Raw genomic sequence first — 17,140 nt, 5'->3', positions numbered from 1 at the left:
TGCAAAAGGAGCTCATTCCCTTTTTCTAATAAATATTAATTATCTGGAAATGACATTTCCATTTATGGAAATATATATTATAATAATGGTAAATGATATTTTAGGAGGTATATTTTGGATAAATTTAAAAAGTTAGGTATCATACTAGCGTCTACTGCATTTTCAGTGGGTGTAATTTCGCCAATGGCACAAGCTTCAGCAAATGTAAAAGAATCACAAGAGAGAGTTGCAATCCAAGTTGCTTCAACAGAAACAAAGGTTACAAAAAGTGAACTTATTAAGCAATTGAATACATTATTCCCAGGCAAGTTCAAATTTGTATCAGAGAAGGATTTCTCAATGGGGGAAGCGCATTACTTTAATGATGATGCTACAATACGCTATGACTTAAGCTTCCAAAAGACAATCAATGGCAAAGACGTTTTTGGTGAATTTACGTTTAAAGGCGAAAATTTAGAACTAGAATATTTCCACTATCAACCTGCCAATATAGCGGATGCATTGTATCCAGTGAAGTATTCAGAGGCCGATGCAAAGAAAATTGCCCAAGACTTCTTAAAGAAATTGCCGAATACTGCAAATTACAAGCTTCGTGAAGACGATTGGTATGGTGATTTTGGTTTTAGTTTTAGTCGACCTTTATCTGAACCAATTACGTATTCATTCAATTATTCGCCAACACATAATGGTGTACCACTAAGTAATGAGAATCTCAATATTACTGTTCTAGCAAATGGTGAAGTTGTGAGTATGTATCGTAATACTGGGTCAACTAGTAAGGCAACATTTGATAATGTAGATCAGAAAAAAAATGAATCAGATATACTTGCACAAGTTCGCGAAAATTTGTCAGTAGATTTACGCTATATGGTGGATTATAACTACCAAACAGGCGAATCTATTGCGAAGCTTGTATATATGCCGCCAACAAGCTTCACGGGTGTGCATGCATTAAATGGGCAGTGGCATACAGTGAATGGTTTTACTTCTCAAGTTCCAACGGCAAAAGGTGTAGAAAAACTGGCATCGCAACCACTTGAACCTAGAAAGAAGGACGTTACAGTAGCAGAAGTCGAAGAGTTAGCTAAGTCTTTCTTGAAAGTTGATTCAGACAAAGTGAAGCTAGAAATTGAGTCGGTTAATGAAAGAGAAAACGACAATGGTGAGACAATTTATTCAGTGAATTATATGTATCATTTAGGAAATAGTGGCTATGGCGCATCATTCGAAGTGAACAAGGCAACAGGTGAGATTACAGATTACTGGGATATACGTAGAGATTTCATGGAGACAGATCAGAAAGTAGAACCAATCGCGAAAGAAGCTGCTTTAGCAAAAGCGATAGACTACTTAAAAGCATGGGCTCCGTCCTACCTTCATAACTATTCAAAACCAATAGAAGAAACAACATATGACAAAGAAAGTAAACGATATTACTTCTCCTTCCCACGTATTGTCAATGGTATTGCTGTAGTAGGGGATGAAATTTCTGTAGGTATTAGTGCAGATGGGAAATTAAGTTCATTAAATATTAGTAATCACAAGATTGATAATTGGCCAGCTGTAAATAAAGCAATTCCTGCTGATAAAGCAAAAGAAACGTTCCATAAGGGACTAAGCTTGGAGCTTCAGTATGCAAAACAGGATGGCGAGGATAAACATCACTATGATTTAGTATACTCTCCAGTTTATGATGGTAGCTCATTCAATAGTATTGATGCAACAACTGGTAAATGGCTTCAAAATGTTGATGATGCTAAAGAAAAACCAGCTATTTCACATCCAACAGCTGGAGGAGAATTAACTTATTTACTACACCAAAATGTATTAGAAGTGAAAGACCCAGCAAACTTTAATGCTGATACAGCTGTAAATAAGGGAGATGCTTTAAAAATTTTAGTTAAATCATTATCATACGGTTATTATGATTTTGGTCCGTATGGAAGAGACGACGAGAAGCAATCCTTTAAAAATATTGACAAAAAGCATCCATTATACGGAACCGTTGAACAAGCTGTAGGCATAGGTATTATACAACCTGCGGATCAATTTGCAGTAGATAAAGAATTGACTCGTCAAGAGCTTGCAGAATGGTTAGTACGTGTACTAAATTTAGAGAGTGCTGCTAAGCATGGTGACATTTACAAATTAAACTTTGCTGATGCAAGCTCAATTAAACAGGAATACGCAGGTTATATTGCTTTAGCAAGTGCGATGGGTCTAATTGATGGACAGCAAAATAAATTCAATGCTACTGGGAAAGTGACGTATGCAGATTTGGCAATATCTACAGTTCGTCTAGCAAAGGCTATTAATGAGGAAAATAACGGCCGCCGTTACTACTATTAATCAATAAACGATACATGAAAGGGTATCTCCTATTTTAGGGGATACCCTTTTTAACTTCTTTCAGCAAGTGTTTTCTGTACCGAAAGCGAAGCGACAGGTGCAAGTGTTTTCTGTACCGAAAGTGAAGCGACAGGTGCAAGTGTTTTCTGTACCGAAAGTGAAGCGACAGGTGCAAGTGTTTTCTGTACTGAAAGTGAAACGGCAGTTACAAATATGACGAGGTATAATTGATGATTACAGTAAAACAAAAGGATTGCCGTTAATTATTTTATATGTTATTATTATCTCGAATTAAAGATAAATGAATTCGAAGTAAATGAGAAGAGGGAGTCGTATGAAGGAAAACAATCGTAATTTAAAAGCTTTTACGGTCTTGTTCCGGGCGTATCAAACGATTCAGGATGCAACAAAGAGAGATTTACTTCAATACGATTTAAATCAAACCGAATTTTCAGTACTTGAGTTTTTATATCACCATGGTGAGCAACCAATTCAAGTGATTGGAAAGAAAATTTTAATTGCAAGCAGTAGTATTACGTATGTTATTGATAAGCTCGAACAAAAAAGTTTTGTGTATCGACGTGCTTGCCCAAAGGATCGTCGTGTCACATATGTTTTATTAACATATGAAGGACAAACGTTGATGGAAGAAATATTTCCAAAGCATGAACAAAAAATTAATGAGATTTTTGAAGTATTAGATCAACAGGAGATGGACACAATGATCCTGTCTTTAAAAAAGGTTGGTTTAAACGCAGTTGAAAAATAAAAAAATTTTACGTATATATCTCGAAATCGAGATAAATAGGAGGAACATAAAATGAACCATTTAAAAGGAATTCACCACGTTACTGCTATTACAAGTAGTGCGGAAGAGAATTATAAATTCTTTACTTATGTATTAGGGATGCGATTAGTGAAAAAAACAGTAAATCAGGATGATATCCAAACATATCATTTATTCTTTGCGGATGATAAAGGTAGTGCTGGTACTGATATGACATTTTTCGATTTCCCAAACATCCCAAAAGGTGTGCATGGAACGAATGAAATTTCCAAAACTTCATTCCGCGTGCCTACAGATGCGGCATTGGACTATTGGGTAAAACGTTTTGATCGATTAAATGTTAAACATACAGGTATACAAGAGCAATTTGGCAAGAAAACTTTATCATTCGTAGATTTTGATGATCAGCAATATCAACTTATTTCTGATGAAAACAATACAGGCGTTGCATCAGGCACTCCATGGCAAGATGGACCGATTCCTCTAGAATACGCAATTACAGGCTTAGGTCCAGTTTTTGTAAGAGTTGCCAATTTAAAATATTTCAAAGAGGTGCTAGAAAAAGTGATGCTCTTTACAGAAATTGCAGAGGAAGGGGATTTCCATTTATTTGAGGTTGGTGAAGGCGGAAACGGTGCACAAATCATTGTAGAGTTTAACGCAGTTTTACCAGTAGCTCGTCAAGGCTTCGGTACAGTACATCATGCAGCATTCCGCGTAGAGGATCGCGCTGTATTAGATGAATGGACTGAACGATTTGAAAGCTTTGGCTTCCATACTTCGGGTTATGTAAACCGTCACTTCTTTGAATCCCTTTATGCACGAGTTGCACCACAAATTTTATTTGAGCTAGCTACTGATGGCCCAGGATTTATGGGGGACGAGCCTTATGAAACATTAGGTGAAAAATTATCGTTGCCACCGTTTTTAGAGCCAAAGCGTGCACAAATTGAAGAGCTTGTTCGTCCTATTGACACTGTAAGAAGTACGATTACGTTCGATAAAGAATAAGAGTAATACTTTTCATTCCATTCAGTAGAGAAACACAAGCCTCGCTGAATGGAAATTACATATTTTTAAAAGAAAATGATTGGAGGTCAATTGGATGGAGTTTGCAAAGGTAATAGATAAGCGTCGTTCTGCGAATAATTTTATAGAGGGTATTAAGATGAGCGAAGAAGATATACGTCCTATTTTGGAGGATGTCAAACTTGCTCCATCTGCTTTTAATTTACAGCATGCTAATTACATCGTTGTCTTAGATGAAGAAAAAAAAGAAAAAGTAAGAGAAGCAGCATACGGGCAATATAAAGTGCACTCAGCCTCGGCGGTTATACTTGTTTTAGGAGATAAAGAAGCCTATAAAAAAACTGCTAACCTTAGTCAAGGGATGGTAGACTTAGGCATTATTAATGCTTGTGAGTTAGAAAATCTTGTTGAAGAAAATACAAAATTTTATAATGAGCGCGGCGAGGAGTTTAAGAAAGAGGAGGCTATTCGTAACGCTTCACTTTCAGCTATGTTATTTATGTTGGCAGCCAAAAATCGTGGATGGGATACATGTCCAATGATCGGCTTTGATCACCAACAAATGAGAGCCCTTTTTAATGTCCCGGAAACACAAGAAATTGCGCTAATGATTACAATTGGTAAGGAAAAAGAAAGTAGTCGCCGCTTGCGTGGTTATCGTAAACCAGTTGAGGAATTTGCAACCTATTATTAGGTCGGTATAAAATAAAAGTGCTTTACAAAAAATAAATTTAATGCACATTTAGGAGGAAATATTGTGAAAGTAGTAGCAATCGTAGGTAGTATCCGTAAAGAATCTTATAATCTGCAGTTAGCGAAATTTATTCAAAAGCGTTATGCGGAGGAATTGGATCTTGAAGTATTAAGCTTAAAAGACCTACCAATGTATAACCAAGATATCGAAAATGAAGCACCGCAAACAGTATTAGATTTTAAAGCAAAAGTAAAAGAGGCGGATGCCGTTCTTTGGCTGACTCCAGAATATAATGGTACAGTGCCAGGTGTTATGGTTAACGCCATCGATTGGTTATCTCGCGTTGATAAAGTAATGATTGGCAAGCCATCATTCATGATGGGTGCATCAATGGGTAACTTAGGTACTGTTAAAGCACAATTACACTTAAGAGATATTTTATTCTCACCTGGAGTAAATTCACCATTACTTAGTGGTAATGATGTTTATATTGGCGCAGTACACACTAAATTTGATGCTGAAGGCAATTTAACAGATGAGGGTACTATCAAATTCCTAGATGTAGTTATTGATAACTTCTTAAACTGGATGAAAACATACGTTTAACAATAGAATGTCCCATTAGTATGTAAAATACTGATGGGACATTTTTAGGTTTTAAAATATTTGTTTAGTTTATGATAGAGGTTAAAGCCCCGACACTCTTTGCCTTATATATAAGTCGGAACGGAAATCAACCTACGTTTTGGTGATGAACCTTTATTTGATTGGAATTATTTTTAATACCTTTTGAAGACGGTATGCAAAAATACCCGCGAATATAGCTAAAATAATATCCTTTGGCAAAGGAGGCATCATCCAAAGCCATGCTATTTTATACGTGAAAGCATCAGGCGCACTAGCCCATAGCTTATAGGCAAAGTACATCCAATTTGTCCCTAATAAATAATTAATAGCAGTTGCAACTAATGCAGCAACTACATAGCTTTTCTTCGTTCCAATGCGTTCTACAATAAGCCCTGCGACAAATGCTGCTAATATAAACGAGACAATGAAACCAAATGTAGGACTTAAAATTTGTCCAAAGCCTCCGCTGAATCGTGCAAATACAGGTGCGCCTGCTAAACCGATGCACATATAAACAGTACAAGCGAGTGCCCCTTTTCTACTACCGAGAATAAGTCCCGCTAAAATAGCAAAAAACGTTTGTAATGTGATCGGTACTCCGCCAACAACCATGAAAGGTACAATGGACGTAATATTAGCTCCTATCATCATTAATGTTGAAAATAGTCCAATGTATGCAATATCTACTGTTCTTAATTTTTGATGTGTATGTTCCACAACGGTTGTCATTATGTCACCCCTAAAAAGTAATGTTGATAATAATAGTGTAAAAAAATAAAGTTTTTGTGTCAATTTTATTATTATTTTAGGTTAACATAAAGGTGTTTCTTAACTTGATAAATGATTGATAGTATAGACTAACTATTGAAATATATGATAGAATTGTCATAATTTTAAATCATTCGATACTAATGGTGTGACATCTTGTACAATGTGTCACTTAAAAGGGAAATCGGTGCAAATCCGACGCTGTCCCGCAACTGTAACGAGGAGTTCTATGATGATTTAGCCACTGTTCTAGAATGGGAAGGCAATCATAGGTACATTGATTCGAAGCCAGGAGACCTGCCATTTAGTTATTCCTGTAATGCCCACGAGGATGAAAGCGATTACGGACAATAGTAGAAGAAAATCTAACTTTGTTTAATTTCTTTCAGCAGGTGTCCAAATACACGCTGAAAGACGCGATTATGCCAGGCATAATTGATTCTAGGGTATTTCCATGCGCATTTGCATGGAATACCCTTTTTTCTTTCATTTATCTTCGTACTGCAAATAGTAGCAGAGTATCAGCTACAATTACGGCTAGATGAAATTAATGTTTAATGATTAGGAGTTAATAAAAAGATGAATAGAAAATTTATGTTACTTTCAATGACCCTTCTTCTACTACTTATTATTTCAATGACAATTGCAATTATGGTTGGATCGGTTTCCGTTACGCCACTTTATGTATGGAAGGTTATCCTTTCTAAAATCCCTATTATTCAAAGCTCAATCGAACAAGATTGGAGTCGCTCACAGGAAATTATCATTTGGCAAATAAGGGCTCCGCGTGTATTACTCGCTGCTATCGTCGGAGCAGGCTTGGCAATTGCAGGAGCAGCTATTCAGGCGCTCGTTCGTAATTCAATTGCAGAACCATATATTTTAGGGATTTCTTCTGGAGCGACGGTTGGTGCCACAGCTGTCATCATTTTAGGTGCCTTTTCATTTCTGGGCGTTTATGCTCTTTCCGTATCGGCTTTTTTAGGCTCTCTCACAGCAATGGGGTTAGTTTTCTTCTTATCGCATGTTGGCGGTAGAGTATCCGTCTTTCGACTTTTGCTTTCAGGGATGGCGGTGTCATTTATTTTATCTGCTATTTCAAATTTTATCTTAATGTTGTCGAAGCAAGAGGGGGGAATGAAGGCAGTCATGTTTTGGATGCTAGGAAGCCTAGCAGGTGCGAAATGGAGTATTCTTGTAATTCCTGCAGTCATTTTTATTGCAGTATTTGCCTTGTTATGGCTCAACTATCGCAGCTTAAATTTATTACTTCTTGGAGAAGAAGCCGCAGTTACATTAGGGGTTAACTTACAACAATTTCGAATACAGCTTATTTTATTAGTATCGTTATTAACGGGTGTGCTGGTTGCTGTAAGTGGCTCAATTGGATTTGTTGGTTTAATCATTCCACATATTGTACGGCTAATTGTAGGTTCAAATCATAAGTATGTCATACCGATTAGCGCATTATTAGGGGGGATCTTCTTAGTTTGGGCAGATGCACTTGCTCGAATATTAATTGCCCCTGAGGAAATGCCGATAGGAATTATCACGGCTTTTTGCGGAGGCCCATTTTTCATTTGGCTGCTACGTCGTAACAATTATTCTTTCGGTGAAGGAGATTAAAAAAATATGACATTAGAAGCGAAACAAATATCATTCTCCATTTCCGATGAACGCATATTACATGAAGTAAATGTTCAAATAAAGGACAAGCAATTTGTTGGGTTGATCGGTCCTAATGGTAGTGGGAAGTCAACGCTATTAAAGAATATGTACCGTTTATTAAAACCAGAAAGTGGAACAGTGTTATTAAATGAACAAGATATTCTAAAGCAATCGAGTAAAAACATAGCTAAAAATCTAGCAGTTGTGAGTCAAGAAACACCGGTCTTATTTGATTTTACAGTGCATGATTTAGTGAGTATGGGGAGAACACCCCATAAAAAACTATTGGAGTTTGATCAAGAGAAAGATTTTCAAATCGTAAAGGATGCACTGAAGCAAACGGGTATCGCTCATTTAGAGAAACGTAGCTATAGCTCTCTTTCGGGTGGCGAAAAAAAGCGTGTGATGGTTGCCCGTGCCCTTGCTCAGCAAGCACAAGTGCTTATTTTAGATGAGCCAACAAATCATCTAGATATTCAGCATCAATTGCAGCTTATGGATCTAATTCAAACCTTACAATTAACAGTTGTTGCTGCAATCCACGATTTAAACATTGCGGCTATGTATTGCGATCAAATTTATGTTTTACAGCAAGGTCGAATTGTTTGTTTTGGCACGCCAGAAGAAGTACTTACACCGACATTATTACAAGATGTATTTGGGGTTTATGCCGATATTCAAACACATCCACTGACAGGTAAGCCATATTTAACCTATATCCCAGAGCAATTCACGAAGGAAGTTAAATGATTGATACATATTGTTATGGAGAGATTTGAAAGTAAAAATGTATATAGAAAAGTGAAAAATTTGTTGTTGCTGTCGCTACGCTTTCGCACAAATAAACAATGCTGAGGTTTCTTTTTATCTCTATAAATTGTGGTTGATCTTCGTTTCGATTGGACGACTCCTTGGGGATCAGCGATAGTGGAACGAAGGCTAAGAGCATCACATCCTGTGATAACGCCTTCGTGACCAACATCGTGCCGCTGTCGCTACGTTAGCATTACGCTTTCGCGCAAAAAACATCTGTTGGCCCGACGCCCCCAGGAAGCTCTGCTCTGCGCGAAAGCGAAGCGTCAGCGGCAAATGTTTTAACTGTGCGAAAGCGAAGCGGCAGCAACAAATGTTTTAACTGTGCGAAAGCGAAGCGGCAGCAACAAATGTTTTAACTGTGCGAAAGCGAAGCGGCAGCAACAAAGCACCTAGTCGGAACGGAAATCAACCCCTCGCTTTGCCAAAGGGCCATAAGCTTTAGGACACATTTACTTACTTAGAATTGAAGACAAATTAAGATACTGCTTTTAAGCCTGCCACACCAATGATAATGGCGATGATACTAATAATTCGAGTCAGGTTTTTAGATTCACCGAAGAATATAATATTCACGAGAACAGCCCCAACTGTACCAATACCAATCCACACTACATAGGCAATGCTTAACTGTAGATAGTTAAAGGAGGTATATAAAAGCACAAAGGACATACCAAAGCCGCCCACATATATTAATAAATTACGTATAGTTTTGTTCTGACTATAAAAGCGTAAACCTACAACACCGATAATTTCTGAAATTGCGGCTAATAAAACAAGTAACCAGCCCATTATGCATTAGCTCCTTTCTTTTCATCATAATCTTTTGAAGGGTTATCAGCTAAATTAAGACCAATAACACCTAATACTAAAATAAACATGAAAATTCCTTTTATCGTATTAAACTCAACATCGAAAATAAAAATGTCCATTAATGTAGTACCAATTGCACCGACCCCTGCAAAAGTCGCATAAACTGTGCCAGTAGGTAGGTTTTCACAAGCCTTCGATAAGAAATGAAAATCCAACGCAATTAAGGACACAATAATAATCCAATGCCACCAAGCACCGGCAACATTAAAACCAAATATCCAAAACAATTCAAACAAACTAGTTAATCCAACATAAATCCAATCTTTTTGCATAGTTATTCCTTTCATTTATCCATGATTATGACTGACAATCAGTCATTTTAAGTGTAAAAGAGAACGTCACTTAGGCGTGACGTAAACCGAGTGCATGATGTAAAAAGTTGAGGAGCTCAAGCTTTTGAAGTCTAATTGTTTCTTCTTCACTGTCATCATACAAGTAAATTTGTTCAGCAGCAGATTCTACTAGACCGATAATAAGTTTAGAAGAACGTGTAGTGTTTAGAGATTCACGTATCGTTCCTTCTTGTTGAGCCTCGTATAAGAAATTATTCATCCATTCGTAATAGGGAGCATATATATTTTCCCATTCTTTCATATGCTCGGTTTGTGTAATACCAGCATAGATAAGTGCAAATACATCTCGATATTCCTCTGTTAGTGAAAAAACAATATCTACTAACTTTTCAAGCCGCTTTGCAAAAGGCTCCTGTGTTGAAATACCATCGTTTATAGCAGCAATAATTTTCTCAACCATAACTTTTGCAATGGCTGGCATAACTGAAAGCCGTGATGGGAAATAAAGATAAAATGTCCCTTGCGCAATACCTGCAGCTTTTACGATATCTGAAACCTTTGTCTTTTCAATTCCTTTTTCACGAAAAACTTCAATTGCAGCTTGAATAATTTTCTCTTCTTTTGACATGGAATCCCTCGCTTTTAGCCTGCTTATTTATTATGTTACAAAATAGCTGAAATAAAGTCAACGAATAATGACTGACAGTCAGTCATTATTTTCTGTGTATATATGTTTCTTATTTAGGGAACTTTATTCGTGAAAGGATTTGATGAAAATGGAAGAGATAAAAATTGCGCAACTAAATCAGCAACAGCTTGAAAGGATTAATGAGCTAGAAAAGAACATTGGGGTGACCTTAGTAGCCTATGATTCTTCAACATTGCCATCACAAGGCTCGGGTGCCTTTGAGTCAAATAATAGCACTAACAGCAATCATCCATCATAATTACGAATAAAATGCCTTGCAGCAATGTGAGGTTTTTTTATTTCACTTAAAGAGTGGATAGGGGGTTACAATGATGCAGGATTTCTATGCAGATTTACATATTCATATTGGACGCACTTCAAGTGGACGTGCTGTTAAAATAACTGGCAGTAAAACGTTAACGCTAGCGAGAATTTTAGAGATTTCAAGCGCAAGAAAGGGACTAGAAATTATCGGGATTATTGATTGTCATTCACCAGAAGTAATGGATGAAATGGCAAAGATGATAGAACAGGGTGAACTGAAGGAGCTGGAACAGGGAGGACTTCGTTTTCAAGAAACTACACTTATTCCAGGTTCTGAAATTGAGATATATGATCAGCATTGCCTTGGACCCATCCATGTGCTTGCTTATTTTCCAACACTTTCGCTTATGAGGGAATTTTCAAACTGGATGTCTAATCATATGAAAAATATCCATTTAAGCTCTCAGCGAATTTATTCTGATGGGCTAACATTGCAGCAAAAGGTTCATGAATTAGGCGGTCTTTTTATTCCTGCCCATGTCTTCACACCATTTAAAAGTTTGTTCGGTAAAGGTGTACATCGTAGTTTAACAGAAGTTTTTGACCCTCAGCTTATAGATGCGATAGAGCTTGGGTTAAGCTCCAATACTGAAATGGTGAGTAACATTAGAGAACTGCAAGCATATACATTTGTTAGCAATTCTGACGCACATTCACTTGGGAAAATTGCACGTGAGTATCAAAAATTGAGACTATCAAATGCAAATTTTACAGAATTAAAGATGGCGCTTCATGAGCGACAAGGTCGAGCAGTAACAGCCAATTATGGTTTAAATCCTTTGCTTGGTAAATATCATCAAACCGTCTGTGCAAAATGTGGTGAGCAGCTCAGCACCGCCGCAACAATTTGTACAAACTGTGAAAGCACGCAAATTATAAAAGGGGTTGCAACACGCATAAAGGAGCTTTCAGAGCAAGTAACTGATAAACGTGCACGACCACCATTTATTCACCAAGTACCACTAGAATTTATTCCAGGATTAGGGCCGAAAATGATGGAACGATTAGTACAAGCATTTGGTACAGAGATGAACATCTTGCATCGAGTTACGCTAGAACAACTCGAACAAATCGTGCCACATAAAATTGCCAAGATGATTGATTTAGCAAGAACGGGGCAATTGGCAATCGAAGTTGGTGGCGGCGGCATTTATGGGAAGGTTCAGCTGGAATAAAAAAGGTTCATCACCATAGGCGCAGTTCACTGATCCCCAAGAAGTCGGCCAGCCGGAACGAAGACATGGCGTACATTTTAACAAACGCATCATAACTTTTGGTGATGAACATTAAAAATAATTACGCTTTTTTAGCCCATTTCCATCTCCTGTATATTAAAATAGTAATTAGTAAAATTTGGAGGAGTGAGGGTGTGCAATTATCAAAGAAATTTCGATTTTTAGCGGCTAGCATTCTGGTATGTCAATTAGTAGTACCAATAGGTGTAAATGCGGAGGAACAAAGAGACTACATAGCGCCAAGTTGGGTAGTTCAAGCAGATTATGTAGCACTGGGTGATTCCTTAGCACATGGTATGAATGAGATTGGTATGATCGGGTTAGGTTACACGGATTTTGTTGCACAAGCTTTACAGCAAGATGGTTTAATTACTTCTTATAATAAGGGTTTTGCCAATTCAGGCTATACAACGAGTGATGTATTAAAGGATATACAAAATAATGTGGAAAAGTCAGTGGTAGGATTCGGTTATCCAAGTGAGAAGGTAAAGGTTCACACATCTATTAAAGAGGCTGAAATTATTACACTAACCGTTGGTGCCAATGATTTAATACCTATTTTAGAAGAGTCTCAGACAACAGGCATTAATGCAGCAATGATGCTAAAAGCTTCCCAGGGAGCAATAAAAAATATTGCTGCTATATTAGAAGAAATTAAGAAGCTTAATCCGAATGCTCAAATTTATGTGATGGGCTATTATAATTCTTTTCCTTACTATAGTGAGGATGTACAGCAACAATTTAAAATGCTATTAAAAGTTATGAATGCAACGATAAAAACAACTGCTGAAAAAGCGAGTGCCATTTTTGTACCGACATACAATATTGTAGCAAAAGATGTTCCAAGCTATTTACCAAACCCTGATAATATTCATTTAAGTGAAGCAGGCTATTTAGCAGTAGCGAACGAGGCGTTTTTACCAGCGATTAAAACAAGTACGTTATGGGATGTATCAAAAACGATCCAAGCAAACATGATGGATAGTACAACGGTAAAAATAAGCTGGCAGGAAGCAAAGGATAATGTAGGTGTCACTAGTTACAAAGTATATGTAAACGGTAAGCTAACATTTACACAAGATGCTGCAATAAACGCTATAACGTTGGATAATTTAATAGCGAATACAGCATATACGGTAGCAATTAAAGCGGTTGATGCGGCTGGGAATGAAAGTGTTCAAAGTCCAACAGTTACTTTTACTACGGGAAGAAATTTAAGCTTTACTGATATAGAAAAGAATTGGGCAAAGGAGTTTATATTGAAGGCAGCTGAATTGGGTATTATGAACGGGTATCCAGATGGTACGTTTAAACCTGATCAATTTGTTACTCGTGCACAGGCCGCTTCGATGCTTGTTAGAAGTCTTGGTTTAACGACGAATGAACAGGCACCGTTTACAGACATTGCAATTTATGATGTCGGAACTCAGTCAGAAATTGCAGCAGCGTATGCATATGGGCTAATTAAGGGATCGGATGGGACGTTTAGCCCAGGGCTGCCAGTTACTCGCGCTCAATTAGCAGTAATGATTAATCGTGCTTATGAATATGAGAAAAAGCAATCTTATGCTGTGAAAGGGAAAGCCCCATTCTCTGATATTGCCTCTTGCGACGAAGAAACAAAACATGCAATAACTATGTTATATGAGCAAGGTATTATTATAGGTAGTGAAGGGGGATTTGCACCCGAGGCTCCTACAAAACGAGGCCATGCAGCGAAAATATTTATAAATTTTAATAGTCTATTAAAGAAATGAAATCATTCAAGGTAGAGGTTGTAAATAGAAACCTCTACCTTTAGGCGTTTGCATATGTTATTTTTATTTCGATGGATATCTAGTACAGTTTAGGCGCTCATTATCAAAAGTTGGAGATAACATTAGTTGAAAAGTATGCCATATTGATAAGTTGATCTTCGATACGGCTGGGCGACTCCTTGGGGATTAGGGATAGAGGAACGAAGGCTAAAACCATCACATCCTGTGATAACGCCTTCGTGACCAACATCGTGTTGGCCCGACGCCCCCAGGAAGCTCTGCGCGAAAGCGAAGCGTCAGCGAATGTTTTAACTGTGCGAAAGCGTAGCGGCAGCAACAAAGCGCCCAGCCGGAAACGGAAATCAACCCCACGTTATGGCAAGAAACGAATTTAAAATTGTAATAACGCTGAAGTGAAAATGGATCAAAGGAGAATGCGATGCTGTCATTTATTTTATCTGCAAAAAGATTGTTAGTAGGCATGTGGAAGTCATTCAAGCGTCCACAATTTCTATCTTTGTTTACAACATTATTTTTTATCATTCTTTCAGGGACAATGTTTTATAAAGGAACGGAAGGATGGTATTGGATTGATGCCATGTATTTTGCAGTAGTGAGTTTAATTCCAACTAGTGTTGAGACGGGATTGTATCCTACTAGTAATTTTTCAAAGATATTTACGATGATTTATTTAATCGTTGGAACAGGCGTCATGTTTATTACGCTATTAATGCTCGGCAGATCAATAGTCGATTTTACAATTGAGGAAGAAAAGAAAGAACAAGCAATAAAACGTCTGAAAAAATAAAAAAGCAGTTCAATAAATCTATAAGATTTACTGAACTGCTATTCTTTACTTAGTTACGATAGTCTAGCAATGATGCCTTCTTCATCGTCTAAGACTAATTCGATTCCTGTTGAAAATGGATCACCATGTAGGACGTCTTTAATCCATACACGTAGTGCACCAATCATTGCTGATGTATTGAACATCTCGACTTGACCATTCGTTTCAACTTCTGCACCGAAGCCTGCGTCATCATCGTATGTTAGTTCTACAAGTACATCCTCAGGGCGAATATTTTTATAGTAAGCCTGAGATAAGCAAATTGCATTTATAATATCTTGTTCATTAATTATTTGTGCCATTGTGCTTCCTCTTTACGCTTTTTATCTTTAAACATATTAACAATTTTTACAACTAGCATTATGATAACCATGATGGCTGCAACATTAATTAATAAGCCTAAAATATTACCAAGCATACCCATACCACTGAAAAGACTTCCGAATAATAAGCCAGCTAAGCCACCAAGCATTAAGCCTTTCATAAGACCACCTGAGAAGAAGCCGCCTTTCTTAGCTGTTGAATCCGTTTTGTTTGTGCTTTTATTTGTTGTTGCATTATTTTGATCTTTAGATTTATCCTGAGATTTTTGGAAATTTGAGCTATTGTTATTATTATTGTTTGAGAAGCCTTTTTTACCTGACTTATAGGATTTAGCTTCTGCAGTTGGTGTATCTGAGATGAACAATGTTGCACCTACAGTTGCAAACATAAGTGTCGCTGCAAAAAGAGCGGCAAGAATTTTTTTCATTACTTACATTCCTCCAATATAATTTTTAGTTTTGTCATAAACTAATCTAATAGTAATTTTACATGAACCATCTCGAAAAATAAAATAAACGCTTTCATCAATTTAGGTATATGCACAAATTTGAACAAGTAGTGACAATGTTAATCCAAATGTTGGACATGCATTCCTTATATCGTTAATTGTAGTGGAGGTTGGACGTCCGCCCCTGTAGGAGCAGAATTCAATCTCGAGTTAAGAGGATAAGCCTTAAAAAGGTATATAGAAAGAAAGGAGTGAAACGATGATTTCAACATTACTACTATTAATTTTAATTTTTTTAATTTTTTATATAACGGAAAGAAGACGTTTTTTCAATGCAGTAGTGCTGGGTCTTGTAGGGTTGTTTATTTTAGGCATTATACTTAGTCATCCTGTATTTCTCCCGAATGAGCAGGGGATTGTGTCGAAGATGGGTATAGTCGTAATACTTGGAAGTTTCCCGAGTATAATGTTTATTTTATCGATAGCTACGTTTTTTAATAGTAAAGTTTTACTTGAAAAAGAAGGACGTAAAGTACGAAATCTATTGTTAGCTGTTTTTGGTTTGAGTTTTTTTATTATGATGATTTGGTATGTATTTGTGATTTTTATGAATATCGAAAATGATCTTTGGCATATTCTTTTCTTCTATGGGTTCTTGGTTTTCGGTTATACAATGTTTTTATATACAAGCATAATGGCCTACGCTACTCTATATCATTTTACGCCTATCTTTTATGAGCCTAACTATATTATTGTGTTAGGGTCAGGACTAATCGGAGATAAAGTACCGCCGCTTTTAGCTAGCCGTTTAGACGAGGCAGTAAAGCAGTTTCAAAAGTATGATGAACGACCTTACATTATCGTCTCAGGTGGACAGGGAAGTGATGAAAAAGTATCAGAAGCATATGCCATGAAAAAATATATAGTTGACGAACATCAAATACCGTCTCAAAAAGTATTTATGGAAGATCAATCGACAAATACTGAGCAGAATATGGCATTCTCTAAAGAAATTATGGATAAACATGCTCAGGGGAAAAAATATCGATCCTTATTCGTAACGAATAATTTTCATGTTTTTCGTGCAAGTATTTATGCCAAAAAGGTGAAGCTTGATGCACAAGGTGTTGGTTCAAAGACAGCCTTTTATTATGTACCTAATGCATTTACTCGTGAATTTATTGGTTTATTAGAAATGTATAAATGGATTCATGTCACTGTCTTTTTGTTTATTACATTGTTTATTGGCTTAATATTGAGAGCATATGTGTAACCAATATAGAGCTGTCTTCCATATAATAGTGGTAAGGTGCATTTTATTTCCATTCAGTAGAAGACTTCCACTTCAAGGTGGTGGAATGAATGCGGATGGGGTTCCTTTTTTAGAGTGTGTCTAAATACCTGCTGAAATAGAGGGTCTCAGTTTAAGAGTGCCACGTCCTGTGGCAATTGATCTGTGCGAAAACGCAGTGGTAACGTAGCGACAGCAACAAATGTTTTCTGTGCGAAAGCAGTGGTAACGTAGCGACAGCAACAAATGTTTTCTGTGCGAAAGCAGTGGTAACGTAGCGACAGCAACAAATGTTTTCTGTGCGAAAGCAGTGGTAACGTAGCGA

At 37.0% G+C, this 17,140-nt stretch carries 18 protein-coding genes and 1 riboswitch; of the genes, 12 read left to right on the top strand and 6 right to left on the bottom strand.

The genetic code is table 11. The features are described 5' to 3' along the window. Positions 1–114 precede the first annotated feature (114 nt). From ACFTQ7_RS19305 to ACFTQ7_RS19285, 5 genes are all read left to right on the top strand, one after another. Entirely contained in the window at positions 115–2,349 is a 2,235-nt protein-coding gene (locus ACFTQ7_RS19305) for a YcdB/YcdC domain-containing protein (protein WP_386830429.1), read from the top strand. Between the two features lie 334 nt (positions 2,350–2,683). After that, a complete protein-coding gene (locus tag ACFTQ7_RS19300; RefSeq protein ID WP_079563624.1) occupies positions 2,684–3,118 on the top strand; it encodes a MarR family winged helix-turn-helix transcriptional regulator in 435 nt (144 codons plus the stop codon). A gap of 51 nt (positions 3,119–3,169) precedes the next feature. Further along, entirely contained in the window at positions 3,170–4,147 is a 978-nt protein-coding gene (locus ACFTQ7_RS19295) for a ring-cleaving dioxygenase (protein ID WP_349662238.1), read from the top strand. A gap of 94 nt (positions 4,148–4,241) precedes the next feature. Continuing rightward, positions 4,242–4,859 carry a nitroreductase family protein gene (locus ACFTQ7_RS19290; RefSeq protein WP_386830428.1) on the top strand — a complete coding sequence of 206 codons (618 nt, stop codon included), beginning with the start codon at positions 4,242–4,244 and terminating at the stop codon, positions 4,857–4,859. Between the two features lie 63 nt (positions 4,860–4,922). Beyond that, positions 4,923–5,465 carry an NADPH-dependent FMN reductase gene (locus ACFTQ7_RS19285; RefSeq protein WP_386830427.1) on the top strand — a complete coding sequence of 181 codons (543 nt, stop codon included), beginning with the start codon at positions 4,923–4,925 and terminating at the stop codon, positions 5,463–5,465. Between the two features lie 153 nt (positions 5,466–5,618). Here ACFTQ7_RS19285 and ACFTQ7_RS19280 read toward each other — a convergent pair whose 3' ends face one another. Further along, positions 5,619–6,215, bottom strand: a complete 597-nt coding sequence (locus tag ACFTQ7_RS19280) for a biotin transporter BioY (RefSeq protein WP_386830426.1) — start codon at positions 6,213–6,215, stop codon at positions 5,619–5,621. Between the two features lie 166 nt (positions 6,216–6,381). Continuing rightward, a riboswitch (cobalamin riboswitch) is annotated at positions 6,382–6,573 on the top strand. A gap of 260 nt (positions 6,574–6,833) precedes the next feature. Between ACFTQ7_RS19280 and ACFTQ7_RS19275 the strand changes: the two genes are divergently transcribed. After that, positions 6,834–7,880 (top strand): FecCD family ABC transporter permease, encoded by a 1,047-nt coding sequence (locus tag ACFTQ7_RS19275; RefSeq protein WP_386830425.1) that lies wholly within the window; start codon positions 6,834–6,836, stop codon positions 7,878–7,880. A gap of 6 nt (positions 7,881–7,886) precedes the next feature. Continuing rightward, positions 7,887–8,672, top strand: coding sequence for a heme ABC transporter ATP-binding protein (locus tag ACFTQ7_RS19270; protein ID WP_386830424.1), 786 nt, complete (start codon positions 7,887–7,889; stop codon positions 8,670–8,672). Positions 8,673–9,212: 540 nt separating this feature from the next. Here the strand turns inward: ACFTQ7_RS19270 and ACFTQ7_RS19265 are convergent. From ACFTQ7_RS19265 to ACFTQ7_RS19255, 3 genes are all read right to left on the bottom strand, one after another. Further along, complete coding sequence (locus tag ACFTQ7_RS19265; RefSeq protein ID WP_079563631.1) at positions 9,213–9,527, bottom strand: DMT family transporter; 315 nt, start codon at positions 9,525–9,527, stop codon at positions 9,213–9,215. Continuing rightward, on the bottom strand, positions 9,527–9,880 hold the full coding sequence (locus ACFTQ7_RS19260; protein WP_386830423.1) for a DMT family transporter: 354 nt from the start codon (positions 9,878–9,880) through the stop codon (positions 9,527–9,529). The genes ACFTQ7_RS19265 and ACFTQ7_RS19260 overlap by 1 nt, the downstream gene beginning before the upstream one ends. Positions 9,881–9,950: 70 nt before the next feature. Continuing rightward, positions 9,951–10,529, bottom strand: coding sequence for a TetR/AcrR family transcriptional regulator (locus tag ACFTQ7_RS19255; RefSeq protein WP_349662316.1), 579 nt, complete (start codon positions 10,527–10,529; stop codon positions 9,951–9,953). A gap of 148 nt (positions 10,530–10,677) precedes the next feature. Here ACFTQ7_RS19255 and ACFTQ7_RS19250 point away from each other — a divergent pair, with 148 nt between their 5' ends. The 4 genes from ACFTQ7_RS19250 (at position 10,678) to ACFTQ7_RS19235 (ending at position 14,713) form a co-directional block, all read left to right on the top strand. Beyond that, a complete protein-coding gene (locus ACFTQ7_RS19250; protein WP_349662317.1) occupies positions 10,678–10,848 on the top strand; it encodes a hypothetical protein in 171 nt (56 codons plus the stop codon). Between the two features lie 73 nt (positions 10,849–10,921). Next, positions 10,922–12,088, top strand: a complete 1,167-nt coding sequence (locus ACFTQ7_RS19245; RefSeq protein WP_386830451.1) for an endonuclease Q family protein — start codon at positions 10,922–10,924, stop codon at positions 12,086–12,088. Positions 12,089–12,282: 194 nt separating this feature from the next. Continuing rightward, positions 12,283–13,905 carry an S-layer homology domain-containing protein gene (locus ACFTQ7_RS19240; protein WP_386830422.1) on the top strand — a complete coding sequence of 541 codons (1,623 nt, stop codon included), beginning with the start codon at positions 12,283–12,285 and terminating at the stop codon, positions 13,903–13,905. A 439-nt stretch (positions 13,906–14,344) separates the two neighbouring features. Continuing rightward, positions 14,345–14,713, top strand: a complete 369-nt coding sequence (locus ACFTQ7_RS19235; RefSeq protein ID WP_386830421.1) for an ion channel — start codon at positions 14,345–14,347, stop codon at positions 14,711–14,713. 53 nt (positions 14,714–14,766) lie between these two features. Here ACFTQ7_RS19235 and ACFTQ7_RS19230 read toward each other — a convergent pair whose 3' ends face one another. Then, positions 14,767–15,054 carry a DUF2653 family protein gene (locus ACFTQ7_RS19230; protein WP_197142883.1) on the bottom strand — a complete coding sequence of 96 codons (288 nt, stop codon included), beginning with the start codon at positions 15,052–15,054 and terminating at the stop codon, positions 14,767–14,769. Beyond that, positions 15,042–15,503 (bottom strand): hypothetical protein, encoded by a 462-nt coding sequence (locus tag ACFTQ7_RS19225; RefSeq protein WP_079563637.1) that lies wholly within the window; start codon positions 15,501–15,503, stop codon positions 15,042–15,044. The genes ACFTQ7_RS19230 and ACFTQ7_RS19225 overlap by 13 nt, the downstream gene beginning before the upstream one ends. A 280-nt stretch (positions 15,504–15,783) precedes the next feature. Between ACFTQ7_RS19225 and ACFTQ7_RS19220 the strand changes: the two genes are divergently transcribed. After that, positions 15,784–16,797, top strand: a complete 1,014-nt coding sequence (locus ACFTQ7_RS19220; RefSeq protein WP_386830420.1) for a YdcF family protein — start codon at positions 15,784–15,786, stop codon at positions 16,795–16,797. The last annotated feature ends 343 nt before the right edge of the window (positions 16,798–17,140 follow it).

Source organism: Lysinibacillus sp. NPDC056959, assembly GCF_042674095.1.
Taxonomy (GTDB): domain Bacteria; phylum Bacillota; class Bacilli; order Bacillales_A; family Planococcaceae; genus Lysinibacillus; species Lysinibacillus zambalensis.
Note: the sequence above shows the minus strand (reverse complement) of the source record. Positions and strands in the feature narration are given on the sequence as shown.